Genomic DNA, 22,978 nt, shown 5'->3' with positions numbered 1-22,978 from the left:
TAGCCCCTTCTTTCTAATACTTATCCTTAGATGCTATTTTCGCCCCAGTTTCAGTCGCCCACTGATTCAAATCTTGAATTCTATCTCCTGCGAACGCAGCCAATGGTACAGTATCCTCAATTGCACTTAAAATATCCTCCGTTGTCAAATCTTTACGCTGTCCATTGACAAAAGTCCCGAATGCCCGATATAACCCGTCAATCACAACTTGTTCAATTTCTGCACCACTAAAATCCTGAGTACGCCTTGCCAACAAAGCCAAATCAAACTCTCCTAACCTTTCGCCACGCAACCGCTGCAAATGTACTTTAAAAATCTCTAACCTTTCCATTTCATGGGGCAAACTTAAAAAGAAAATCTCATCAAATTTACCCTTTCGTAACAACTCAATCGGCAACATTCGTACATTATTTGCAGTTGCCACAATAAACACAGAACTTGTCTTTTCCTGCATCCAATTGATCAAACTGCTAAATACCCGCCGCGACGTACCTGAATCCCTTTCTGTAGCGCTATTAATATTCCCAAAAGCCAGGTCAATTTGATCTATCCACAAAACACAAGGCGCGATCGCTTCTGCTAACTCAATCATTTGCCTAATGCGGCTTTCACTTTCCCCTACAATTCCCCCGAATAGCTTCCCAGTATCCATTCGTAACAGTGGTAAATGCCATTCATGAGCAATACTTTTAGCAGCAAGTGATTTACCACTACCTTGAATTCCTACGAGCAAAACTCCTTTAGGATTAGGTATACCGTAGCGCTGAGCCTCCTCAGTAAAAGCATCCTGTCGCAGTTTTATCCACTCTTTTAAATTATCTAATCCCCCTACACTTTTTAGCGATTCTTTTGTCGTAAAAAACTCTAGAATTCCCGTCTGCCTAATTGCTTGTCGCTTCTCTTCCAATACCTCATCTATATCGGACTCATTTATCTGCTGTTTTGCTGCTAAGGCTTTAGCTAAAACCCGCCTAATTCTAGCTCTACTTAATCCTTGACAAGCTTTTACTAACTGTTCCTTTGCTAGGTCGCTCATCTCTAACTGTTCTGGACGATCGGTAAACTGAGAAATTAAATAATTAATCTCTTCTACGTTGGGTAAAAGAAAGTCAACTACTGTTACTTCCTCCTTCAATTCTTCTGGTAATTCCAGTACGTGAGAAGTTAAAATTATCGTCTTACGGCTGCGCTTTAATTCCCGTGCCAAATTCCGCAACTCCCGAACTGCGGGAGCATTTTTTTCTGTGTAGGGATATTTCAAAATAGGATGTAAATCGCGCAGTACAAATATTGTATATTCCTCAGCCGAAGTTTTGCTAATTCGATCCAGTGCTGCCATTACTGAGCCTTTAGCAGAGCCATTGTCATCCCAGCCGCGCACAATATCCCACAATAAAATTCGGCGCGAAGGAGTTAGCTCTCGTGCTACTTGCGAAATTATTTCTTCGGCGGGTTCTTCTTCGGCGGCGACAATATATAGTAGTGGGTAACGCGCCAAAATCATTAAATTTAGTTTTTTTACAAGTGGAGACAAAGGCGCATTTTCGTCTCCAATAACAGCATTACTGCCTTTAGGATAAAGAGGATTTTCTATCATTGAATTTAACGATTTTAGATTTATTGCAAAATTCAGCAGTTTTAAATCAGAAATAATATGCAATCAAAGCAATAATTTCCGTAATTTAAGAACGTCCTAACTGTCTTGGTAGTTGTGCTTGGAATTAGGCAAGCTTAGCATCTTTCGTCGTTGCGATGGCTACGCCGGCCGAAGGCATCGCAGCGAAGCAGTCGGAAGTATTGCCAGGAATTAACTAATCCCCAAACAATCTCTGATTTGTTTTCGCGCTCGGTGTGTAAGTCTAGAGATCGAAAGAATTAGCAAGCCTAACATCGCTTAAATTTAGTTTATTCGCTAAGTTGCCGCGCCTGTTTAACCATAGCAATCAGAGTGTGGTGAGCATCTTCGGCATCTTTTAAAATATGGTCGAAGCTAACACGGACGGGCACATCTTCGCCATTGACTTGAGCAGTTAAATTCATGCCAGTAGCATCAATTGCCCGCATTTGTGCTGATGCTGCACTGGAAATGCCACCAAATGCTTGAGCGTAAAGCACTACAGCATTCCCATGATCTTCGTTCATGTGAGAGCAGATGCGATCGCTAATTTCAGTTGAAAACGTTTCAGACATGAGTCAATTTCTCGTAGTATTGATAATGGTACAAAATATCAATACATACGAACTTACCACAATCAAGCTAGCTTAAAGGAGGAGAATCTAGGGGCGATTTATGCAAGTGCCGATCGCTTTTAGCTTTTTGAGCCGCAGGAGATCCCGCCGGATTTGAGACTGCTGTTGTGACAGAAGGCAAAACAGTCGATTCTCCCTGTGTTGTAGGATCAGAACTTTCGTGCTTACCATTTTGATTCCACAGCATCATCCCCAGTAACCCATCAATTAACCCCGTACCACCGCCGTTACCAGTGACAGCAACATCGGGAACAACCCGAACTTGGCGATCGCCAATTACCTGCATAAGCTGCAACGCTGTATAGCCAGAAGTTCCCAAAGCCACCACCCCCGCGCGATAAGCTTCAGCCTTAGCATTTCCCGTCATCCGAATTGACTCGGCCTCCCCCATTGCTTCCTGAATTTGAGCATTCGCCTTCAACTCAGCAATTTTCACACCCTGCTCAGATTTAACCATTTCTTGCTGAATATCCGCGAGGGCCGTTTCCCGTACCAACTGCTGCCGTTGAGTTTGAGCCATTTGCTGCACATCATAGGTCTTGCGTTGTTCTTCAGCAATTTTGCGATCGGTTTGCGTCTGCATCAGTTCCGCAGGCGGCAAAATATCCCCGATCAAAGTATCAATTGCCTGCACATCGTAAGAACGAAGTGCGCTTTTAATATACTCCGCAGCCTCCGCTTGTCTCTCACTTCTAGCCGTCAGAAAGTCCAACACAGTATAAGCCTGGGCAGAATTACGAAAGTAATTGCCAATAGTCGGTTGCAAAACATGATCCACTAAATTTTGCATCGAACCCACCCGCGAGATCACTTTGGGAGCATCTAAAGCCCCGACGTGAATAATTTGTGATACTTCTAAATCAAAGGAAAAACCATCTTTAGAACACACAGTCAGAGACGAAAGTTGAGAATCATAACTATGTCTTTCCATGCGCCTCGACCAGTTAAGCACAATGTTAGTAGTAGGCACTAACTCTACTTTTAAAATCCGAGTATTGAGCGGATGTTTGCGAGGATAAAGAGGTGCAACCCAAACACCTTTATTGCCAGGATTTACTAAGTTTCCATGAGTAAAAGCAGCACCGCTGACATCTTCCGAGGTATTGCCTACATAAGAAATTACCACGCCAACATAGCCGATCGGAATTTCTGTCATCGCCACTTGTTCGACACCAGCAAACCAAGGGTTCAGGTTCCAAGAACCAGAGAGCAAAACTTGTTCTTGCAACCCGCGCCTACCACCGCCACTGATGAATTTCTGAGCGTTTTGGAAATTGTCGTGATCGGGGATCGTTTCTCCCGCGATTTCGCCAGCTTCAATCGGGATACCGTCAAATGTGGTGACAATTCCAACTTTATCGGGGTTGATACTGTAGAGGCGTAACTGTTCGGCACTCATGCCATGTTTAGCGGCGTTAGCAGCAGTAATTACCGTGAACAGAGCAGTATTAATACGGTAAGTACCAGTGGTAATAATACCCAGTTGGCGACCTTTTTCCCCACCACTTTTGAGGAATTTACGGGCATCTTGGAAATTATCAGAATCTGTAACTTTGCCGAGAATGCGCTGCGGCGGAATGGGCGCACCATCTGCGGCGACAATTAGAGCAATTTCACCTTGGGGGACTACAGTAACGGGTTCTTTGCGAACGTTGTACTGTATGGGCCAATAGCCCCAGTGCCACCCTGGAGGTAAGGTATCGGCCTGATATCCAGCTTCGCCATCGAGGGCAATTAAACGGCCGGGGGGCAGGGATTTTCCCGAAAAGCTAAATTTTTTGCTGATAATGCCGACTTCGCGATCGCCTATTACCACCAAACCCCCAAAAAATAGAGGAATGCAGACGATTGCGCCACCGATCAGAATAATTGGTAAGATTCCACCCAGTAAGTCTTGTTGTACTGTCTCTATTTGCGGACTCATCTGGGGTACTGGGCTGAGCCTTTGGCTAGAGTTAGCTTGCGTTACTAGCTCAGCAGCAGGTGCAGGTTTGACTGCCCCTACTGTTGCGATCGTCAGTGTTGCTGCTAGGATAGCAACTAACCATTTCAGAGTACGAACTTTGACTTGATAATTACAATGAAGCAGAGCGATTTTTTCTGTGCAACTTTTCATAACTTCCCTCATCGGGAGCAATTAGCTCAAGCTTAGCAAGTTACCAACTGCAACGCCCAGGGATTTCCTAACTTTAAGGAAAAAGTTCCTTAGCAAGGGATAAAGACGATCGGATTTTACTGCTCAATGCCATTTCAGCCTTTGTTAGTCACCACTTTTTGCCGTTTGGCGCAACTTCCGAGTACCAGCAAGCATCGCCCCTCCCAAGATCATCCCCGCCATACTCAAGGGTTCGGGTACTGGTTGCGACGATCCTTGACCAAGGCCTCCATCAGGAACCGTTTCCGTTGGCACAACTTGTTCGAGGCTACCCACCGTCATGTTGTCAAAACTAAAATAATCTACTCCTGGTGCAGTATTGCCAAACATAATTCGGTCAAACAGTTCATCCGATTCAGCAATCAAACCAAAATAGAGCACTCCACCGCCTAATCCCTGCATCGTATGGGGAACCGTGACTGTCTGCTGGAAATTGGTAAGAGTGTTCAACAGCGTTAACGTTAGTTGTCCCTCAAAATCACCAATATCAACCCCGTAAAAGCCGAAAGCAGCTACTGCCTTTGAGAAGGTAATCCCGAATAGATTGCTAGCCTCCCAGTATTTATTACCAGAAATTGGATAGCGTCCCACTCCATTAGTAGTATTTCCGTTAACACTATCGATAAAACCATTGCCAAGGAGAGTGGCGGTTCCAGCACTGCCGAAACTGATGGACAGAGGAGCCTCCGTTTCCACTGAGTAACGCTCAAAGTTTTCAGTTCCTACTCCTATGAGGTTAGAGAGGAACTCATCTCTGGCTCTATTAGCGTTGGGAGTGGCATTTAGGCGCACTTGCTCTCCCTGTCCCAAATCTTCACCAAAGTAGAGAGAGAACGCTTGAGCAGGGGCAGCCGTTCCAAATGTAGCTGCGGCTATCAACAATCCTGTTGTTAGAGTTGCTTTCCGAATTAATTTCATGGCTGATTCCCTTTTCTAAGTGTTGAATTACTACGCTTATAAAACCCCTGATAGTTCTTATAAAGAAGCTCTTAACTTGGCTTAAGAGCCATTAAGTCTGTTATCAGTCTGTTAATTTAGACTATATTATGTAAATTTTCGCTTCTTAAGTATAATATCTCTTATTCCCCTCATCTTGTCTAGTAAGTTTTATGCAACTTCATCATAAATTTATATTAGTCAGTATTTTCAACTAAGGGCTTTTTTAAATTGATACACCGTAACTTCAGCTACGTAACCCCAGTTCCTAGATATTTGTTGAATTAACGCTCGCTACAAGGTGCTGGGGCGATCTGGGGCGATGCGATCTGTATCCAGAAGGCTACACTCCTAGCACCTTTCCCATCTCCCGCATACTCCCTATTTCTCCATTTCCTCGATCTTCCCTATCGCCCATCCTTTGTTCGATCTAGAATGTATCGAACTGACATATTAGAGATACTAACATTGTGCTTATCGGCATATTTTTAAGTACACTCAGTAACTTTTGAAATCAACTCCAATTCCCATAAGCATCCAGCATTTTTTTATATTTTTTTAAGCTGGTAGCGTTCAACATTCCCGTATTTGATTCGGGTTGCCCCCAATATTTTTCTGATATAGCAGTTGCCAAGGCAGTTAAGACATTCTAAATTTAAAACCCTGATTCTAAACCCTTCTTCCGTCTTCCCTAGCCCCTAGCCCCTAGCCCCTAGCCCCTCTTAAACCGTTAAGTCCTATCAAAGCTAAGTGCCTAATTTTACCTTCAGCCTGAAGTTCTGACATATACTTAAGGGCATCATAGGTAATTATTATCGTCGCTAGGGTAAAAAGGGGCGCTTAGGCTAGGGGCTACGATGCTCCGGTAAGAAGGGTAAGAGAAGGAGGAAAATAGAATAAAAGTAACGGTTTGAGTAATTCAGAGCCCATAAGGGTCTTAGCGGTTGCTGTATCACTAATACCATGATTTGGGTACACTCAAAAACGGCTTTCTGCCTTCTACCTTTAGCTATAGTTTTAAGATATTAATTTATGGACTGGCAAGAAATTTCTGGGAACTGGGTATTAATTCCACCGCGACCTAGCGCGATCGTACATTTTCTAGGGGGGGCTTTTGTAGCCACAGCACCGCAATTGACCTATCGGTGGCTATTAGAGGAATTGGCAGGACAAGGATATATTGTGGTTGCTACACCATTTGTGAATACTTTAGATCATGTTGCGATCGCCCGCGATGTCCTCAACAAATTTGAAAACGCCCTCGATCGCTTGTACGCTACTAAAACCTTACGCAAGGCATACTTCCCCATCTACGGCATCGGACACAGCATGGGTTGCAAGTTACACCTACTCATCGGCAGTCTATTTGACGTAGAACGGGCGGGTAATATCTTGATTTCTTTTAACAACTATGCAGCCCGCGACGCAATCCCGATCGTAGAGCAAATATCCCCCGTCTTTAACGTTGAGTTTACTCCTTCCCCCCAAGAAACTAATCGTATAGTCCAAGAACACTATCAAATTCGGCGTAACCTCCTAGTGAAATTTGCCGATGACAATCTCGACCAGAGCATAATATTAGCAAAGATACTCCAACCCCGTTTTCCCGGTATGGTTGCGTTACAGACAATGGCCGGCAACCACCAAACGCCCTTGGGTCAAGATGTAAGCTGGCCTGTTGGTCAAGTTTTTACCCCCCTAGATGCTATTGGTCAGTGGGTGAAACAACAAGTCTACCGGGAACTGAATCAGTTAAAACGGGAAATCCTACGTTGGCTCAATCCCCTTTCCTAGAGCAGGGTTGTTTCCTTCTCAATTATTTGACTGAACCCCCCAACCTGCCAACCATTCATGCTTCAATTTGGGGGGAATAACCTTTGACGATTAATAGACAGTTCCGGTTATCGGCAGTAGCGGTATAACTCAGACGATCGGCTATGTCCTTCATCAATTTTACGCCTCGGCCGCCACCAGAAAACGTATCCACTCGATCGTCGGATAGTTCCTTGATTTTCTGTTCTAAATCAAAGGATGGGCCGTAATCCCAGATTCTAATCTCTAAGCGTTCGGGAAACAGGGCTACCTCAATGTCAATAGGAATGTCCGGTTTGCCTTTGTGGGCATAGCGAACCGCATTGGTAAAACCCTCAGCTAGGGCTAATTGACACCTGAGCCAAATACTGGTGGGAATTGGCGGCTGATGCAATTGGGCAAACCAAGACAAAACAGGGTCTAATTCCTTCAGATCTGGATTGACTTGAATGTGGGCTTTCCCCGGTACTGGCGACTTGTCAGAACTTTTTAATTCAACCACGCTAAGCCACTAAAGTTATGCCGTATTTTAAATCAAGTCTAAGTCTAAATTGAGCGCGACTGTTGACTCGCCTAGCATTTAGCTCGACTGCTATCTTATTAGACTATACTCAATTGTGGCAAGCGTGCTGAGTGAAGATTATTGATTGACTACCCCCAGACCTTGAAAAACTTGTACTACCTGAGCCCCCATGTTTCAAATTCTGGTTATTGACGACGATACTGCCGTTCAAGAGCTGCTGAGAAGAACCCTGAAAAAACAGGGTTATGAGGTTACGGTAGCGAGCAATGGCGAAGACGGTATTACACAGGCTCAACAGTTGCGCCCAGCTCTGATCATTTGCGACTGGATTATGCCGCGTCTGACGGGAATAGAGGTGTGCCGCCGAGTTAAGGCAAATCCAGATTTGTCAACTACTCAATTCTTTTTGTTGACTTCGCTGGGATCGGTAGCCGATCGCGTTAAGGGTCTTGATGCTGGCGCGGATGATTTTATCTCTAAGCCGATTGAACTCAATGAGTTGCAAGCCAGAGTGCGGGCGGGGCTGCGCCTACACCAGCTCAGCCGAGATTTACAAATTGCTAAGGGGTTACTGGAGGCTGAGTTAGCTGAGGCGGCTGAGTATGTGCGATCGCTACTCCCAGATCCTTTGACGGAACCTGTGAGCGTGGAGGCGAAGTTTATCCCTTCGAGGCAGTTGGGTGGAGATTGCTTTGACTATACTTGGCTGGACTCTGATTATTTGGCGATTTACTTGCTGGATGTGGCTGGACATGGTTTGAGGGCGGCGCTTCCCTCTGTGGCAGTTCTAAATTTGCTGCGATCGCGAGCTATTCCCAATATTAACTACTACCAACCTAGCGAGGTGCTGCGATCGCTCAATACTACTTTTCAGATGAGTTATCAAAATGACAAGTATTTTACAATGTGGTACGGTGTTTACAACCGACCTCAGCGCCAGCTAGTATATGCCAGTGCCGGCCATCCCCCCGCCGTCTTGGTATCCACAGATGGAGGTATCCCCAAAGCCAAACGCCTAAAAACTCCCGGAATGCCAGTTGGGATGTTCCCAGATGCTGAATATCTCGATAATTCCTGCTATGTAGATGAGTTGAGTACGCTGTATATCTTCAGTGATGGGGTTTACGAGATTCATCAACCTGATGGCAATATCTGGGGGCTTGATGCTTTTATTGACCTAATTACTACTCCTCACAACAGAAATGCTGACGATCTTGACCGAGTTTTTAACTACGTTCAAAATTTAAACGCCAAAGCTGCTTTTGATGATGATTGGTCTTTACTCAAAGTCAACTTTGGCTAACTTATCTCCTCTAGCACATTTTGGAGAAATTTGCAAGCGGCGATCGCCTAAAAAGTTTAGCTGCTGGAGAGAATCTTGGTATTAAAAGCGTCGCGGCTGGGAAATATCTCGAAAACTCGATCCATGCTAGTGAGTTCAAACAAGATTCTGATTTGCTCGTTGATAGAACAGACTACCAGTTGGCTGCCGGCGGCGCGTACAGTTTTCAGCGCCAGGACTAAAGCGCCTAAGCCAGAACTATCCATAAATGTCACATCTTGGAAGTCTATTAATACCACATCTGCCCCAGATTCCACTAGATCGCTAATCTCTTGGCGGAATTGACTTGCCTTTGTACCGTCTAAAATGCCGGAGGGTTGAATAATTTTAACTACAGGACTCATATTTTCCACGTGCTATATCCGATTATCAGTAGCCAGATTACTTTAGTTTGACACTCCCCAGTCTAAAGACGCGAGGATTCTTAATAACAACCTTTTTTAGGACGATCCACAAAAAGCTTGATGATTAAAGGTTGGTCAGACAGCCATAATTCTATCAAGTTTCGAGAACTTTGGAAGTAATGGGGCTGACTTTGGCGCGGTGGAGAAGTTTGTCTCCTTGCCGATAGCCAGTGTAGCGCACTTTGACTGTTTCCCCTGGCTGAGCGGTTCCTTCCATTAGCTGGTGAAATTGGGGGTCATAGGGAATGGATGTTCCGACTGTGGCGATCGCCTCTACTCCCCATTCCTGCAATAGCTGTTCGATTGGCCGTAGTAATGGCAGCAATTTCACTGCTGATAAGTCGGGATTTTCCTGAGCTTTACTTGCCGCAGTTGGCCATTGCAGCATCCAAGATTCCAAGATTTGCAATGTTTGTTGCTGAAATTCCTGTATTAAAGTTTCTCGCTGCTGCTGCATCTGAGTTTGCAGGCGATCGTATTCCTGTGCTATTGCTGCCGATCCTGACTCCTGGGGCAATTCTACAGACCCAGGAGCAAAAGTTGCCAATAACTCTGTTATAGAAATTTCCAAAGCTTGACTAATTTTTACTAGCGTATCTGCTCGCGTCTGCAAAGCTAACCCCCGCCGCAAGCGGATCAAATCCAGTTCAGAAACGCCACTTGCCTGACTCAACGCTCTCAAACTAGAAAACCCCGCCTGTTGCATCAGGCGTTGCAATTCGAGGGTGTAATCTGAAATTTTAACTGTCACGCATTATCCCTTCTAAGTCTTTGGGAAATTGGAAATTGGAAATTGGAAATTGGAAATTGGTAATTGGTAATTGGTTAAAATTTTATTCATAATCTGGGCTCTTCAAGAATCTCAGTGTCTTTAGACCTGAGAGTGTCAATTCCGAGTACATCAGAATTATATAGAGCGGATTCCAGGTTTATGAAGTACACCCCAGAAACCGGGTTTCTTCGCTTATTTATCGCCAGAAATCGGTTTTATTCAAGAAACCCGGTTTCTCTGTACCTCACTTACCTTGAAAGTGCTGTAGTTTGTGGTGCGGGCATCTTGCCCGCTATCCTAGAGAATCGCGGGCAAGATGTCCGCACCACTCTATAATGTCTAACTCAGTAAGCAAACAACTAACGGTTAACAGTTAACTGTTAATAGTTAACCGTTAACCAATTCTACTTGTGCTTGACTTTTTCTTTTTTCCCAGCCACTTCCTCATCTTCTGAAGCAATCTCTGAGGGTTGCAGGTGGGCTTCCAAGAACCACAGCCGCTTATCGATCGCCCGCGAGACTTCGGTGTATAAGTCAGCAGTGTCAGCATCGCCCCATTCTCCTGTCTTATCGATCGCATCCCGCAACAACTTACCATAGGGAGCATAGCGATCGGCTAAGGCGGTAATATGGGATTTACCATCAAGGATATCGAAGGGGTACTCTGGCAAGCTCGATTCTGCGGCGGCGATGCGGGCTGTTCCCAAAGCCAACCCGCCCAAAGCTGTGATCCTTTCGGCAAACATATCGACGTACTCTTCTAATTCTCCTGCCATTTCGTCAAAGAGCAAGTGTAACTGGTAAAAATCTAAGCCTTTGACGTTCCAGTGGGCTTGCTTGACTTGAGTTTTTAAGTCGAGGGTGTTTGCCAAAGTGTCGTTAAGAATCCCAACAAGTTTAGTGCGCGTTTCTGCGGACAGATCGATACGAGTTGGGTAAAGAGCTTGTTTGTGGTTGTTCTTACTCATTATGTTTGCCTCAAGTTAATTGTAATTAGAGAAATTTTAGAAAAAACTGGTGACAGAAGCATCTGCTAAAAGGATGAGCTGGCTTCAGCTAACCTCTTAGGCTAGGTGCATCTGCAAAACGGAACGGGGGGCTCGGCGGACTTTGCAGCGGATGGTTTCGAGGCCGAGGCGATCGCAAGCTTCATATCTGTGGCAACCTGAGAAGCCATAATACTTGCCATCTACTTCTAGCACGTCGATTGGCTCTTTTAATCCTACCTCGCGGATGGATTCCATGAGCGCGGCTACTTTGGTTTGGTCGTTGACTCGCGGCAGGGGGCGGCGAATCTGTTTGATAGGTATTTCTTCTATCCTCATTGCGGCTCTATTTTTTGCTTCTTTTTAAATCATACTCATAACGACTTCGAGTTGCAAGTCAAATGTCAGGGAACTATGACAGGGGAAGAGGGGCTAGAGGCTAGGGGCTAGGGGCTAGGGAAGAAGGAAGAAGAGGCTAGGGAAGAAGGGAAGAGAATCAGCTAGTTTGGTGGAACTCAGAAGGTCTTAACTACTAAGAAGGTTGCTATAGCAACCGTCAAGACCATTAGGGCATTCTAAATCCTCGAACCGTTCGGCTGAGTGTTGACGACGAAGTTGTTACTTTTATTCTCTTTCCCTTCTTTCGCTTCTTCCCTAGCCCCTAGCCCCTAGCTATAGTTGCGCTGTCTGCGCTAAAGCGCAACTACATACCTTTGAGTAAATTATTGAGGATTGAATTTACTGAGGGTTAAACAACCTCCACAAACACACCACTGCGGGCAAATTGTTCTTCATCAGGAGTAAAGTGTGGAGCTTTATCAACCAGGTCAGGATCGAAGTAATATGTATCTTGTAGGAAATTTCCGCCGATCGCAGCCTCCTCCAAATCCTTAATATAATCTTCTGCGATCGTACAGGCCGCCTTAATCCCTTCGATATCGCCTTTTTCCAAAAGCTTTTGCAATGTAGTTCTCACAGCCGAAAGCCGCGATGCAGGCTTCAGCATCCCATAAAGACCATAGATGCGATCGGTTGAAATGCTGATATGTTTGAGTGCTTTGGCACGCGCTAACTCCGAGTCAAGACTCGGCCAATAGCGAGTAGTGTAAAAAGCTTTTTCATCCTTGTGATACCACTCTTCCGAACGAGCAATAGATGAAGACACAGTGTTGTGTAACTTCCAGAAAAATAAGCGCAGAGAAGGGCCATCAACCACAGTAGAAAGCTTTGCTTCTAGGGATACCTTAAAGTCAGTAAGATTCACGTCGCGGCCGAGTACGAGGTACTCCACAGGGTACATTTCCACTTCCTTATTCTGCACAACATAGGCATTGAGATGATGGCGACAGTAGGGACAGGGATACATCGTGGCAAACAGTTGAAAAAACTCCTTGAAAACGGCTATCAAGGCTTTTTGTTTCTCAGGCGTTTTAGTAGATACAATTTCCGCACTGGTGTGGAAGAAACGCCAAACCGCTGGCCCGATATAGTATGGAAAACTGACGCGCATCTGAGCATCCTTAATATCGCTGCGGCCCAGGGATATATCAATGAATGATACATAATGGGAAAGTGCGCCAGAGTCGCGTCCAAATTCCTGACGTTCCCGCCGTTTTTGCACCCCATTTAAGTAGTTGTGAGTGAGTCGCCAAGCTTGTTTAAGCATTAGTTTTTGTTGGGGAGTGCATTTGGAAAAGCCGTCTGCAACATCGGCACCATAAACGTTAAATTCTCCTGACTCCTTAGTAGATTGATACCACTTGTCCAAAGCTGCTTCGTCAGGAACGGTATTACTTTGGATATCGGCGACGGTATTAACGCTGAAAGCAGCCAACAGTTTTGGCATAAATTCCTCATACCAATAAGCTACTGGCATCATTGCACCATCGACTTGTTCGGAGGCATCAGAGAGGAGGACTCGGTTCCACTTTTTGAGGTAATCTTTGGGATCTCCGGCTGATTGCTCTACTTCTGGAGCAATCTCTTGATTGAGTTCCATCTTCCTGAGTCGGTTGAGCTCATTGATGGCAAGTACACCTTCAGCAACATCGCGCAAGTTGAGACGTTTTTTCTTGATGGTGATGGCAAACTCAACTCCGGCGGCAAACTTTTCTTTGACAGTGGCAGATTTACCCCGCGCCTCTAACATGGCTTTTTGTTCTGCCAACATTTCTGGGGTTTTTTCGATCGCTTTCCAATTCTTAATCCGGTCTTCTAGTCGAGCATACTCATTAGTAATTGATTCTACCACTGCATCCAGTAAGGGGTTGCAAGCTGGTTCGACGATCCCTAATCCTTTGTAAAGCGCGATCGCAGTCTTCACAAACCGCACGAAATCAGTGATTCTGTAGGGTAGATTTCTGACGCGCAGGTGAGTTTCGTGGTTGGCGGAGAAACTCTCGCGGAAGCAGCGATAGGCGGCTCCCTGGATTAGGCGAAATAGACCAATTTGCATCTGTAAGCGCGATGTACCGCGCTTTGTCTCGTTCTGTGGGTGTTTGGCGAGTAGTTCTGTGAGTCTTGCTACCTCTGCATCTATTTCGCTGAGTGTTTCCTGTGGTGTGGGTGTGGTGCTGGGTTCTACCTCGTTGGCGATCGTGGGTGTGCTTTCGGTGGCTGTTGTACTCCCATCAGTTGCAGTTGGCTGAGGTGAAGTGGTGGGGGGAATGGGTGAGTCTTGATAACCTGTAGCGATCTCGGACTCTTCGGGCACCAGTTTACAGAACTCTTCAAAGTCAATGGAGGCATCGCCATCATGATCGACTTCTTGTACTATCTCATTAAGTTCTTTATCTGTCAGCCCAAACTGACTCATCACACTACGCAGCTCGTTGACGGTGATTTGACCGCTGCCGTCCTCATCAAAGACGCTGAATGCTAGTTTTAGGCGGCTGGTGCGATCGCCTTGTTGGGAGACAATTAACGCTTTAAATTCTTCAAAATCGATACTTCCCGACAGGTCAACATCTACTTCTTTAATCATGTCCCGCAGTTCTGTCTCGCTGGGGCTCTGTCCCAAGGATCGCATCACTTGACCCAGTTCTTCTGCTGAAATAGCACCGCTACCGTCCGCATCAAACATTTTAAATGCTTCCCACAGCTTTTCTACTTCTTGCTCAGTCATTGGTGTTTTTTCAACTTCTACAGGTGTCATAATTCTGTTCTCCAAAGTATTTGATGTAGGACTTACCCAGAGATATTCCTTAAACCCATTTTAAGAAGAGTTCGGGTGATCTGAGTTTGACACATTAATGTGTAAGTTTGGTTCTAGTTAAGTAGATAGGTGCAGAGCAATCTTGGTATGTAACAGAATGTAAAGCTATCCTCGCCGTTGGGATTGCTAAGCCCTAACGGGCAGGCTACGTCAACGTTTCACTCGGAATGACATACTTAATGTATTTTCCCGCTAATCTACTTAGTTCTCACAATAACAGCAATGGTCGATGATTCTCAAAATTCAACTCTGAAAAAATTTTTTATGAAATGCTAATGGTATATTATGACGAATCTGGAAAGTAAGATTCAAGTAGTAGTTTCTCAACTTTATAGCTTAATAAAGTTGAGTGAATATGGCTTTAAACAAGTCAATAATGAATTGTTTGATTAGTGTTTGACTGTTTGACTAATTATGGCAGTATTGCAACGATACAAGGTAGGAGTAATCGGGAAAATATTTGTGACAATTTAATGTGGATTATTCAACTAAATTTTACTGCCTCTGTTTTTAAAGTTATTTATTAAGCATTTATTTGAAGTAAATAAATGTTATTGCAAACAATATTTATAAACAAACAAAAACTTCAGGCTCAACTTGTAGAAACAACACCTTCAAATGTAAATTTAATTACAATTGGAATATAGATTTGGGTGATACAATATTAATGAAAATACCAGGTAAGCTCGAAAAATGAAAATTAGCGCTCGTAACGTTCTCAAAGCTAAAGTAAAACAAGTATTGGTGGGAGCAGTTAATGCTGAAGTAACGCTAGAAATTGCTCCTGAACTTGAAGTAGTTGCCATTATCACAAAAGCATCTGCTGCCAATCTAGAAATAGTAGAAGGCAAAGAAGCTTACGCAGTAATTAAGGCATCAGATTTAATTATTGCTGTTGATTAATACCTATATAATAGGACTTACGCTCATGGCTCCAGAAACCGGGTTTTTGAGATCATCGGTGGGTAACAACGAAGTATTTTCGTCAAAAAACCCGGTTTCTTTGGTTAGGTGCATAAGTCCTGTATAATTTACATACTTATAATTTACATACCTATAATTTACACATAAACCAGATTGCTAAAAGTGTTTCAACTCTGGTTTATGTGTAAATTTTTGAGATTCCCGGTCTAAAAACACGGGAAATATTCAGATATTTTCAGTGGGGGCAACTTGATTAGGTTCGGTATATAATCCTAACTGTTTTGACAATTCACGGGCAACATGAATTAAGAACTTAGATGCGTCTGGATTATCATGGTGAGCAAAGTATGCCGCTACTTTTGCCATAGCTTGTATTAAACCAGCATCAATCAAATCTTGATGACTATCTAATACCTCTGGTTCTTTGCCATTGGGACAATGTAACAGTTTATCAATCAAATTCATGTAAAGCTCTTCGCGTTGTGCTGTCATAATTTACCTAAAATTTTTCGAGATGTTTACGTGCTACAATATGAAAAATATGCCAGTATCTCTCCTCCCCCAAAGGGGTTGTTCCTAAATGCTCTTCTTCCTCAAATACCTCAATCTTCCAGCAATTTTGTAGCAAATCTGTCAATTGTTTACGAGTAACATGAGTCATATAACTACGATCTGCCCATGAGTCTCGTTCACCAAAGAAATGTCCAGAAAAACGCCCTCCTTCCCTCAAACAAGTGGCTATTTTTTCCCACAGTTCAGAGAAATTAGCCGGGGGGCAAAAAGGGAGAGAAAAACTAGCATTAACCAAATCTACTGAATCCGGTAGAGTAACTAATTCAAAACGCTCAACTCGGGTTTCTAGAAGTTTAAAATCAACATCTAAACGGTTACGTAAACGAGTAATTGCATCTACTTGACCGTCAATTGCTAATACCCGCCACCCGCGTTTCAGCAACTCTATCGTATCTCGCCCATCCCCACAACCAAGGTCTATAGCAAAAGGATTTGAATTAAAAGATTGCTCTGTTTCAAATCTGGCTAAAGCTGTTAGTAAAGTTGGGCGTGGAGAGCGACCCGCAACTGCTTGATAATAAGCAGTCCAATCTCGGTCAAAAACTTGACTTTTTTCTCCCTCTTCCATCAGTATTAGCAGTGATTTAAGCTTGGACGAGCGAACTGTGAGTGTAACAATTTTTGGGGCAAACTCGCGAACAAGCTTCACAGCCAATACAGTATTCGGGATGAATAATACTCATCACTTTCCGTTCAATCTCATCCTCTTCCTCATTTTCAACAAATTCTCCATCTTCATTCAGGGCTCTTAGCTGTAATACATTGCGACCACAAGCTTTAAAACATCTGCCACAGCCAATACATTTATCTTGGTTAATTTCTTCCACAAATTGGGGTGTCCAGGTAGTACCGCCAAAAGTCAAACCGGTTAATGTCGTCATGGTTAAGTGTCTCCTTCAATAGTCTAATCAAGTTGAGATTTGGGATTGAATTTACTCTGTTTAAACATCTGCTCTATTCTCGGTGCGAATACTTGTCGGTTGCACCAATTGCTTACTAGCAATCCCGCAACTGATGCGCCCAACAGACTAAATCGACCAGAGATAAATTAGACCAGATAAGCTTCTTGGTGAGTACGAATCGTACAATCAGAACGGGGATAAGCTACGCAGAGAAGAACAAATCCTTTTTCTATTTGTTCGTCCTCTAAAAACACCTGCTCTGATTGATCGACTTTGCCTTCCATTAGTTTACCAACACAGCTAGAACAAGAACCAGAACTACAGGAAAAAGGTAACTCTATATCATGTTCTTCTGCCGCTGTCAGAATGTATTTATCATCCTCAACAGGGATAGTAACATCAATTTCTCGCTTCTTGTTGATCAGCCGCACATTATAAGTTGCCATTTGTCAATTCCTTGAAATCGAAAAAGAAAAAATCAGCGAAAGGTTAGCTACAAGGCACACCTGTAGGAGTACAATTTCCTGCTTGGAAAGATTGACCGCAGCCGCAGGTATCAGTAGCATTAGGGTTTAAAAACTTAAAGCCACTTTGAGTTAAACCTTCAACGTAATCAACTACAACACCTTCCAATAAAGGTGCGCTTTCCTTGTCAATATATACTCGGATTTTCCCCTGTTGTTCCAGCACATCATCTGGCTTTGGTTCGTTGATAATATCCAAAGAATATTGATAACCGCTACAGCCTCCATCCACAATGGAAAATCGAACTCCCCGTTGTGCCTGATTTTCAGCTTTGCTAGAACCTTGTAGAAAGGCGCGAAGCCGCAATTCGGCCACTTCTGTTAATGTAACTGTCATAAAGACTCCTAAGAGATTTGGTAAGGGTTAATAGCTAATCGGGTAAATTTTACCCAGTTTTAATTCTGAGGAAGTAGAGATTAACTTCAGAAATTAGATGCAGAGAACATCTACGAAATAGCGATTGGCAAGGAATTTTGGGGGAGAGGAATACCCGGTTTTTCCCGTTTGGTTGCACTCGACCTAGAAGGATTTGGAGTTGGGAATTTTTGATTCAACTTGCTTTCCAATTTGTCTCTACTCTTGTGGCTACAAACTGGACAATTTGGATCGTGATAAGGACGACGTTTCGCAAATTCCAAACTGCCTAAATCCATCGTTAACAATTGAGAAAGTAACGGTTTGCCAATTCCTGCCAGTAGCTTAATTGCCTCTAGTGCTGTCAGACAAGCTAGAGTTCCAGATACTGCACCGATTACGCCAAAACCGCGCTTATCCCAATCAGGTTTTTCGGGAAAAATGCAAGATAAACAAGGAGTTTCGCCCGGTACAATTGTGGTTAAATATGCCTCCATGTCGTTCATGGCTGCTTCTACCATTGGCTTATCCCATTGCACGCAGGCAGCATTTAACAAGTCGCGTTCAATGAAGTTATGAGCGCAGTCGAGGACAATATCGGCAGCTTGTACCAAAGTATCTACATTTTCGGGTGTAACATACTCAAAAATTGCATCTACTTGGACATCAGGATTGATTTCCTCTAGTGTTTCTTTGGCTTTAAATACTCTAGGCTTACCTACCCAATCGTCAGTCATCAAAATCTGGCGATTCATGTCATCAAGGCGCAATTCTCCACCTCGAACTAGGATTAATCGCCCAACTCCTGCTACTGCTAAATAAAGTGCAGCAGTGCCACCTAATCCACCGACACCTGTCACCAATACTGTTGATGACTTCAATCGTTTTTGAGCCTCTTCCCCAAAACCAGGAAGCATAATTTGGCGACGGTAGCGTTCTAACTCAGTAGGTGTGAGATGTAACATGACAGTTCTCCTCAATCAGTGTCTATTTCTGTTAGTAGAACTACATTTCCTGGCTTCTGATTAAACACCTTGAACAGTTTTTGGTCGAGAGATGTAGAATTTAAAAACACTTCGTAAGCCGTTAGGAGTGCAACTCGATACTGGGTTAACTTCTCCTCTTCATTTGTGCCTGTAAAAGCTGCATCTATTTCGCCTACAAGTTGAGCGAATTTCTGTAAAATATGCAAGCGATTAACATTCACAATTTTAGGATCGTAGGCAAGCTCGAAGAACTTAAAATAATCTTCGGCATCTAGGAGTTGTTTGAATTCAGATAGAGTTCCGCTCATTTGCCTTCTTCCTGTGTCTTTAGCTGTTGTTTCAAGTCGTTTAACTGACGATAGATTTCATAGGTTTCGGCTGCCAAATCCATTAGATGTTCGTAATTTGCTGGCAATCCTTCTGCTAAGTCATGAAGATCCATCTTCATTTGTCCGGCCTTACTGTTTAGGCGTTTAATTTGAGTTTTTAGCTCGTCAGGACTGGGATTTACTAGGGTGGTGATTTCGGCTTGAACCATAGATTTTTGCTGATGGGGAACTGTTCTTTTTGATTTGTTCTGCTTCGTTTTTGGCAAAAATGGTTCGTAAGCTTGGAAGCATGATTGAACCATTTTTGAATTACGAAGGGATCGCTAAAGGTGACTAAAGCTTGCCTACTTCTGGATAGGATTTACCTAGTTCAATTCCCGATAAGGTGAGCTTTTCTCCTTCTTCTGCTAGCTTTTCTAAGGAGTCAAAACCGAAGCGTTGAGCATCGCGCAAGGTTCTAGCAACCAGTAGGAGACGGCCAGAAAAGACTAATGCCCAGCCAAAGCCTTCGTGACTTAAATCAATTACTATCTGAGAAAGTAGCCCGCTTTCTTTTTCAATCCGAGCTGCGATCGCGCGATAAAATAATTGAATGCGTCCTTTGGTATTAGGCTCAACATCGCCATCCACTGGGATTTTGCGCTTTTCTTGCTTGGTGACTACAAAAGGTTTGAGGATGAGTTCATCCGACCAATTGCGGTAAAAACCGTAGGAATCCTCGGCTCGGATTTGCCGTAATAGTTCCTGAAGAAAGGGATGCTTAATGACATCAGATGAGGTGTTCTCGGTGGCGGTTTCAGTTGCATTCATTGGGTAAATCTCCTCTAATTTAACTCTAATTCTTCTTGGGGGAAATGGTTGGACTGTTGCAAGACTTTTCGCAGCCAAGGCGGTGGATTTCCCTTCAAAGTTGTGACTAACTTTTCGAGGACATCGCTAATTTCTTGCTCTTCCGATTGGGCTTTAATGGGAGTGATCCGCTTTTTGATTAACCGGGCGGCAGCACTACCACCAATTGCTGAAACATAAACAATTGTGCAGTCGGCGAGGGCCTCAATTTTGGGTAAGAGTTTGTCTTCATTACCATCTTCTTTGAGATCGCCCTCGAACTTGAGAGTTGTTAAGAATTGATAACCCTCAGTTGAAACTTCATAGACATCAATCTTTTTTGCCCAACCAAAGTGAGCATTGATGTGAACGCGATCGCTAGTCGTGAATGCAATTTTCATTGCTTGCCTCCTCATGAGAAAATGAAAGAGAAGAAAGAGCATAACCAAGCCAAATGATGCGGAGTTAATCTAACCTTTTCAATCGCTTGATTCTTCTTGCTCTAAAAATAAATTGCCGATATCAAACAAAAGCTGTGTAGTTCCCTGATAGCCGACAGTGCAACGCTGACCGTTACCCAAGCGATCGTAAATGGGGAAACCTTGACGATAGAGGGGAATCTGGAGGCGACGAGATATTCCTGCGCCGTGAGAGTTGGTAATCAACAAATCTGAACCTGCTGCCAGTTGCTCAAAATCTTCCAAATCGCCAATTGTCACTGTTTCTACTGGGAGTTTTTCTAGCAGGGGCGATCGCGTCGTCGTCACTGCTGCCTGAATTTCTGCCCCCATCCCCTTCAATAACCAGACAGTTGCAGACAATAAATCCGGTTCTAGTGCTAAAGAGACGCGCTTGTGTCCAAAGTAGAAATGAGTATCCAACATCGCATCCTGCAACTGACGGCGTTGGTGGCAGTATTTTGCTGGCACATCCACGCCGCTGAGATCCGAAAGCGCTTGTAAAAACTCATCGACAGCGGCTAATCCGGTTAAGTGGGGAAACACCTCAAATGGAATCCCAAACTGCTTTTCCAGGATCGTCGCACTCTCGCGCATACTCTCGCCCAGGGCCAAGGTATAAATAGAACTACCAATTGCCCGGAGTTCTGGTAGAGTTGTACCCCCACCTGTCACCGCGCTGTAGGAGTCTTCCAAATGACCGTCTAGGGAGGTGGATAGATCGGGAACTGCGATCGCAGTTAGTCCAAAAGCAGCGATGATTTCCTTGACTGCTTGCACGTCTCCAGGGGAAAAGGCGGAACTAACCAGTAGCGTCACCTGATGCGATCGCGTTTCCCCAACTTGGGGAAGTTCGCGCATCATGCTTTCTACCGCAGCGGCAAAGCCATCTTGTAATGCTCCTTGAAAGTCCGGTGCAGAGACAAACACAATCGGCAAATCGTATAATTGCGGGTGGCGCTTGCGGATGGTGCGGAGAATACCCTCCATGTCATCACCTCGCGTTTCCGTCAATCCCGTCGTACACAAACCGATCATTAGTGGCTGAGCTTTTTCCACCAAAGTCAGAATTGCCTGTTCTACATTTTCCTCTCCACCTAGAATCGTGGTTACTTCCGTCATTGCCGTAGTCGCCAGCGGAATTGCTTCTCGGAAATGTCGCACTAGCGTTACCTTGGCAAAGGCAGTACATCCTTGAGAACCGTGCAGTAGAGGCATCATCCCTTTGAGCCCCAAAAACGCTAGAGTAGCGCCCAAAGGCTGACTTTGTTTAAGCGGATTCACCGCCACTGATTTTTTGGGAGTTGCGATCGTAGCCATTTCAGATTGCCTCCTCTTTTTCCCAGGGTGCCGGTTGGCGAAGTTGCTCCCAAATTGGGCTGTAGAGAGCTTCTTCTAACTCTCTGGCCATCGATACCATGCCTGCATATCCGGCATAGGAATGGTGGCGTTCTTGATTGATATCTAGAAAAGGAATGCGAGCTTTTAGGGCTGTGTATTGATTGCGCCCCCCGGCAATCAACATATCGGCCTTGGTTTGGGCAATCACTTTCAGCAATTCCTGGGCATTGCCCTTTTCCATCATGATCCCCTCCGCGCCCAGCAATTCCCGAATCCGGGCTTTGTCTTCCTCTGTGCTTTTCTTGGTGCTGGTGGCGACTACTTCCATCCCTAAGTCTTTGGCAGCAGAGATAATTGACCAACTCTTCACCCCACCTGTGTAGAGCACTACCCGCTTGCCCTTGAGTCGAGCGCGATAGGGGGCTAAATCCCGATCGAGCTGGGCGGTTTCTTCAGCGATTAGTGCTTCTACTCGTGCTTGCAATGTGCGATCGCCTAATTTCAGAGCAATATTTCGCAAGCAACGGTTGACATCTTCCACCCCGTAAAAAGACTCTTCAATGTAGGGAATGCCGTAGCGTTCCTCCATTTTCCGAGCAATATTGATCAGTGCTTTCGAGCAAATTGTGACATTTAGTTTGGCTCGGTGAGCGTAACAAATTTCCTGATACCTAGCATCCCCAGTCATCTTTGCCAGCACGCGAATGCCTAGTTTTTCAAACAGTGGCATTACATCCCACAATTCCCCAGCGATATTGTATTCGCCAATGAGGTTAATGTCATAGGGCGTGGTAAATTCAGGTTCCGCAGTCCCGATTACATACTCTAATAGCGATTCTCCACCTACTCGATTCCCTAAGTTTTTACTCCCAATAAATCCCGGAGAATTAACAGGAATTACAGGAGTTCCTATCTTCTTCGCCGCAGCTTCGCAAACGGAATCTAAGTCATCTCCGATCAAGGCAGTAACACAAGTGGAGTAAACAAAAACTGCTGCTGGTTGATAGCGTTCTTGGACTTCCAAAATAGCTTTGTAGAGCCGTTTCTCGCCACCAAAAATGATATCATTCTCACTCAGATCGGTAGTAAAACCCATCTTATAAAGATGAGAACCAGAGGAAAGACTGCCTCGACTTCCCCAAGAATTGCCCGCACAGGCGATCGGCCCGTGAACCAAGTGTGCCACATCGGTAATAGGTACTAGAGCAATCATCGCCCCATCGAAAGCACATCCTCCTTGAGCCGCACCAGGTTGGGCTTGTTGTTGGCAGGCTTTCTTCTTTTTTTCCCCATGCTTGTGATGATTGTGTTCGCAACCTGGCTCGCTGAGGAGTTCGTTAATTTTTCCTTGAGTAATCTTCATA

General features: G+C 44.4%; 25 protein-coding genes. 3 read left to right on the top strand and 22 right to left on the bottom strand.

All coding sequences use genetic code 11. From position 1 onward, the window contains the following. Nucleotides 1-13: 13 nt before the first annotated feature. The 4 genes from OSCI_RS20100 to OSCI_RS20085 form a co-directional block, all read right to left on the bottom strand. A complete protein-coding gene (locus tag OSCI_RS20100; protein WP_007356953.1) occupies nucleotides 14-1,597 on the bottom strand; it encodes an AAA family ATPase in 1,584 nt (527 codons plus the stop codon). 308 nt (nucleotides 1,598-1,905) lie between these two features. Then, complete coding sequence (locus tag OSCI_RS20095) at nucleotides 1,906-2,190, bottom strand: DUF2470 domain-containing protein (protein WP_007356952.1); 285 nt, start codon at nucleotides 2,188-2,190, stop codon at nucleotides 1,906-1,908. A gap of 67 nt (nucleotides 2,191-2,257) precedes the next feature. Beyond that, a complete protein-coding gene (locus OSCI_RS20090) occupies nucleotides 2,258-4,366 on the bottom strand; it encodes an SPFH domain-containing protein (protein WP_007356951.1) in 2,109 nt (702 codons plus the stop codon). A gap of 144 nt (nucleotides 4,367-4,510) precedes the next feature. After that, complete coding sequence (locus OSCI_RS20085; RefSeq protein WP_007356950.1) at nucleotides 4,511-5,323, bottom strand: PEP-CTERM sorting domain-containing protein; 813 nt, start codon at nucleotides 5,321-5,323, stop codon at nucleotides 4,511-4,513. Between the two features lie 1,050 nt (nucleotides 5,324-6,373). Here OSCI_RS20085 and OSCI_RS20080 point away from each other — a divergent pair. Then, nucleotides 6,374-7,135, top strand: a complete 762-nt coding sequence (locus OSCI_RS20080; RefSeq protein WP_007356948.1) for a DUF1350 family protein — start codon at nucleotides 6,374-6,376, stop codon at nucleotides 7,133-7,135. A 55-nt stretch (nucleotides 7,136-7,190) separates the two neighbouring features. Here the strand turns inward: OSCI_RS20080 and OSCI_RS20075 are convergent, their stop codons facing one another. Next, nucleotides 7,191-7,655, bottom strand: coding sequence for an ATP-binding protein (locus OSCI_RS20075; RefSeq protein ID WP_007356947.1), 465 nt, complete (start codon nucleotides 7,653-7,655; stop codon nucleotides 7,191-7,193). Between the two features lie 190 nt (nucleotides 7,656-7,845). Here OSCI_RS20075 and OSCI_RS20070 point away from each other — a divergent pair, with 190 nt between their 5' ends. Further along, complete coding sequence (locus tag OSCI_RS20070) at nucleotides 7,846-8,979, top strand: PP2C family protein-serine/threonine phosphatase (protein WP_007356946.1); 1,134 nt, start codon at nucleotides 7,846-7,848, stop codon at nucleotides 8,977-8,979. Between the two features lie 56 nt (nucleotides 8,980-9,035). Here the strand turns inward: OSCI_RS20070 and OSCI_RS20065 are convergent, their stop codons facing one another. The 5 genes from OSCI_RS20065 to OSCI_RS20045 all read right to left on the bottom strand — a co-directional run bounded on the left by OSCI_RS20065 (nucleotide 9,036) and on the right by OSCI_RS20045 (nucleotide 14,334). Further along, the gene (locus OSCI_RS20065) at nucleotides 9,036-9,362 is read right to left on the bottom strand and encodes an STAS domain-containing protein (RefSeq protein ID WP_007356945.1); all 327 of its coding nucleotides are present in this window, start codon (nucleotides 9,360-9,362) and stop codon (nucleotides 9,036-9,038) included. 154 nt (nucleotides 9,363-9,516) lie between these two features. Beyond that, nucleotides 9,517-10,173: a nucleotide exchange factor GrpE gene (gene grpE / locus OSCI_RS20060; RefSeq protein WP_007356944.1), complete on the bottom strand. Its 657-nt coding sequence runs from the start codon at nucleotides 10,171-10,173 to the stop codon at nucleotides 9,517-9,519. 425 nt (nucleotides 10,174-10,598) lie between these two features. Continuing rightward, a complete protein-coding gene (gene dps / locus OSCI_RS20055) occupies nucleotides 10,599-11,162 on the bottom strand; it encodes a DNA starvation/stationary phase protection protein Dps (protein WP_007356943.1) in 564 nt (187 codons plus the stop codon). Between the two features lie 96 nt (nucleotides 11,163-11,258). Further along, a complete protein-coding gene (locus OSCI_RS20050) occupies nucleotides 11,259-11,519 on the bottom strand; it encodes a ParB N-terminal domain-containing protein (RefSeq protein ID WP_007356942.1) in 261 nt (86 codons plus the stop codon). Between the two features lie 409 nt (nucleotides 11,520-11,928). Beyond that, complete coding sequence (locus OSCI_RS20045; protein ID WP_007356941.1) at nucleotides 11,929-14,334, bottom strand: EF-hand domain-containing protein; 2,406 nt, start codon at nucleotides 14,332-14,334, stop codon at nucleotides 11,929-11,931. Between the two features lie 753 nt (nucleotides 14,335-15,087). Here OSCI_RS20045 and OSCI_RS20040 point away from each other — a divergent pair. Next, nucleotides 15,088-15,297, top strand: a complete 210-nt coding sequence (locus tag OSCI_RS20040) for a TOBE domain-containing protein (protein WP_007356940.1) — start codon at nucleotides 15,088-15,090, stop codon at nucleotides 15,295-15,297. 246 nt (nucleotides 15,298-15,543) lie between these two features. Here the strand turns inward: OSCI_RS20040 and OSCI_RS20035 are convergent, their stop codons facing one another. From OSCI_RS20035 to nifE, 12 genes are all read right to left on the bottom strand, one after another. Continuing rightward, the gene (locus OSCI_RS20035; RefSeq protein ID WP_007356939.1) at nucleotides 15,544-15,810 is read right to left on the bottom strand and encodes a hypothetical protein; all 267 of its coding nucleotides are present in this window, start codon (nucleotides 15,808-15,810) and stop codon (nucleotides 15,544-15,546) included. Between the two features lie 7 nt (nucleotides 15,811-15,817). Next, nucleotides 15,818-16,459, bottom strand: coding sequence for a class I SAM-dependent methyltransferase (locus tag OSCI_RS20030; RefSeq protein WP_019487109.1), 642 nt, complete (start codon nucleotides 16,457-16,459; stop codon nucleotides 15,818-15,820). Between the two features lie 16 nt (nucleotides 16,460-16,475). Next, a complete protein-coding gene (gene fdxB / locus OSCI_RS20025) occupies nucleotides 16,476-16,772 on the bottom strand; it encodes a ferredoxin III, nif-specific (RefSeq protein WP_007356937.1) in 297 nt (98 codons plus the stop codon). A gap of 167 nt (nucleotides 16,773-16,939) precedes the next feature. Continuing rightward, nucleotides 16,940-17,239 (bottom strand): 2Fe-2S iron-sulfur cluster-binding protein, encoded by a 300-nt coding sequence (locus OSCI_RS20020; RefSeq protein WP_007356936.1) that lies wholly within the window; start codon nucleotides 17,237-17,239, stop codon nucleotides 16,940-16,942. A 43-nt stretch (nucleotides 17,240-17,282) separates the two neighbouring features. After that, nucleotides 17,283-17,654, bottom strand: coding sequence for a HesB/IscA family protein (locus OSCI_RS20015; protein WP_007356935.1), 372 nt, complete (start codon nucleotides 17,652-17,654; stop codon nucleotides 17,283-17,285). Nucleotides 17,655-17,764: 110 nt separating this feature from the next. Beyond that, entirely contained in the window at nucleotides 17,765-18,637 is an 873-nt protein-coding gene (locus OSCI_RS20010) for a HesA/MoeB/ThiF family protein (RefSeq protein ID WP_007356934.1), read from the bottom strand. 11 nt (nucleotides 18,638-18,648) lie between these two features. Further along, on the bottom strand, nucleotides 18,649-18,966 hold the full coding sequence (gene nifW, locus OSCI_RS20005; RefSeq protein ID WP_007356933.1) for a nitrogenase-stabilizing/protective protein NifW: 318 nt from the start codon (nucleotides 18,964-18,966) through the stop codon (nucleotides 18,649-18,651). Next, complete coding sequence (locus tag OSCI_RS20000) at nucleotides 18,963-19,289, bottom strand: CCE_0567 family metalloprotein (protein WP_234708781.1); 327 nt, start codon at nucleotides 19,287-19,289, stop codon at nucleotides 18,963-18,965. Before OSCI_RS20000 ends, nifW begins: the two co-directional genes overlap by 4 nt. Nucleotides 19,290-19,320: 31 nt before the next feature. Beyond that, entirely contained in the window at nucleotides 19,321-19,797 is a 477-nt protein-coding gene (locus OSCI_RS19995) for a NifX-associated nitrogen fixation protein (RefSeq protein WP_007356931.1), read from the bottom strand. 14 nt (nucleotides 19,798-19,811) lie between these two features. Continuing rightward, nucleotides 19,812-20,216, bottom strand: coding sequence for a nitrogen fixation protein NifX (gene nifX / locus OSCI_RS19990; RefSeq protein WP_007356930.1), 405 nt, complete (start codon nucleotides 20,214-20,216; stop codon nucleotides 19,812-19,814). Nucleotides 20,217-20,294: 78 nt separating this feature from the next. Then, nucleotides 20,295-21,593: a nitrogenase iron-molybdenum cofactor biosynthesis protein NifN gene (gene nifN, locus OSCI_RS19985; protein ID WP_019487107.1), complete on the bottom strand. Its 1,299-nt coding sequence runs from the start codon at nucleotides 21,591-21,593 to the stop codon at nucleotides 20,295-20,297. Nucleotide 21,594: 1 nt separating this feature from the next. Beyond that, the gene (gene nifE / locus OSCI_RS19980; RefSeq protein ID WP_019487106.1) at nucleotides 21,595-22,977 is read right to left on the bottom strand and encodes a nitrogenase iron-molybdenum cofactor biosynthesis protein NifE; all 1,383 of its coding nucleotides are present in this window, start codon (nucleotides 22,975-22,977) and stop codon (nucleotides 21,595-21,597) included. Nucleotide 22,978: the final 1 nt, after the last annotated feature.

This window comes from Kamptonema sp. PCC 6506, assembly GCF_000180455.1.
Lineage (GTDB): Bacteria > Cyanobacteriota > Cyanobacteriia > Cyanobacteriales > Microcoleaceae > Kamptonema > Kamptonema formosum.
Note: the sequence above shows the minus strand (reverse complement) of the source record. Positions and strands in the feature narration are given on the sequence as shown.

Excerpts from the sequence above, each read along its gene's own strand:
- fdxB (WP_007356937.1), bottom strand. The coding sequence starts at position 16,772 with ATGACGACATTAACCGGTTTGACTTTTGGCGGTACTACCTGGACACCC.
- nifW (WP_007356933.1), bottom strand. The coding sequence starts at position 18,966 with ATGAGCGGAACTCTATCTGAATTCAAACAACTCCTAGATGCCGAAGAT.
- OSCI_RS20065 (WP_007356945.1), bottom strand. The coding sequence starts at position 9,362 with ATGAGTCCTGTAGTTAAAATTATTCAACCCTCCGGCATTTTAGACGGT.
- OSCI_RS20010 (WP_007356934.1), bottom strand. The coding sequence starts at position 18,637 with ATGTTACATCTCACACCTACTGAGTTAGAACGCTACCGTCGCCAAATT.
- OSCI_RS20030 (WP_019487109.1), bottom strand. The coding sequence starts at position 16,459 with ATGGAAGAGGGAGAAAAAAGTCAAGTTTTTGACCGAGATTGGACTGCT.
- OSCI_RS20095 (WP_007356952.1), bottom strand. The coding sequence starts at position 2,190 with ATGTCTGAAACGTTTTCAACTGAAATTAGCGATCGCATCTGCTCTCAC.
- nifX (WP_007356930.1), bottom strand. The coding sequence starts at position 20,216 with ATGAAAATTGCATTCACGACTAGCGATCGCGTTCACATCAATGCTCAC.
- OSCI_RS20050 (WP_007356942.1), bottom strand. The coding sequence starts at position 11,519 with ATGAGGATAGAAGAAATACCTATCAAACAGATTCGCCGCCCCCTGCCG.
- OSCI_RS19995 (WP_007356931.1), bottom strand. The coding sequence starts at position 19,797 with ATGAATGCAACTGAAACCGCCACCGAGAACACCTCATCTGATGTCATT.
- OSCI_RS20070 (WP_007356946.1), top strand. The coding sequence starts at position 7,846 with ATGTTTCAAATTCTGGTTATTGACGACGATACTGCCGTTCAAGAGCTG.
- nifN (WP_019487107.1), bottom strand. The coding sequence starts at position 21,593 with ATGGCTACGATCGCAACTCCCAAAAAATCAGTGGCGGTGAATCCGCTT.
- OSCI_RS20090 (WP_007356951.1), bottom strand. The coding sequence starts at position 4,366 with ATGAAAAGTTGCACAGAAAAAATCGCTCTGCTTCATTGTAATTATCAA.
- OSCI_RS20000 (WP_234708781.1), bottom strand. The coding sequence starts at position 19,289 with ATGGTTCAATCATGCTTCCAAGCTTACGAACCATTTTTGCCAAAAACG.
- OSCI_RS20045 (WP_007356941.1), bottom strand. The coding sequence starts at position 14,334 with ATGACACCTGTAGAAGTTGAAAAAACACCAATGACTGAGCAAGAAGTA.
- OSCI_RS20020 (WP_007356936.1), bottom strand. The coding sequence starts at position 17,239 with ATGGCAACTTATAATGTGCGGCTGATCAACAAGAAGCGAGAAATTGAT.
- nifE (WP_019487106.1), bottom strand. The coding sequence starts at position 22,977 with ATGAAGATTACTCAAGGAAAAATTAACGAACTCCTCAGCGAGCCAGGT.
- OSCI_RS20040 (WP_007356940.1), top strand. The coding sequence starts at position 15,088 with ATGAAAATTAGCGCTCGTAACGTTCTCAAAGCTAAAGTAAAACAAGTA.
- OSCI_RS20015 (WP_007356935.1), bottom strand. The coding sequence starts at position 17,654 with ATGACAGTTACATTAACAGAAGTGGCCGAATTGCGGCTTCGCGCCTTT.
- OSCI_RS20080 (WP_007356948.1), top strand. The coding sequence starts at position 6,374 with ATGGACTGGCAAGAAATTTCTGGGAACTGGGTATTAATTCCACCGCGA.
- OSCI_RS20100 (WP_007356953.1), bottom strand. The coding sequence starts at position 1,597 with ATGATAGAAAATCCTCTTTATCCTAAAGGCAGTAATGCTGTTATTGGA.
- dps (WP_007356943.1), bottom strand. The coding sequence starts at position 11,162 with ATGAGTAAGAACAACCACAAACAAGCTCTTTACCCAACTCGTATCGAT.
- OSCI_RS20035 (WP_007356939.1), bottom strand. The coding sequence starts at position 15,810 with ATGACAGCACAACGCGAAGAGCTTTACATGAATTTGATTGATAAACTG.
- OSCI_RS20085 (WP_007356950.1), bottom strand. The coding sequence starts at position 5,323 with ATGAAATTAATTCGGAAAGCAACTCTAACAACAGGATTGTTGATAGCC.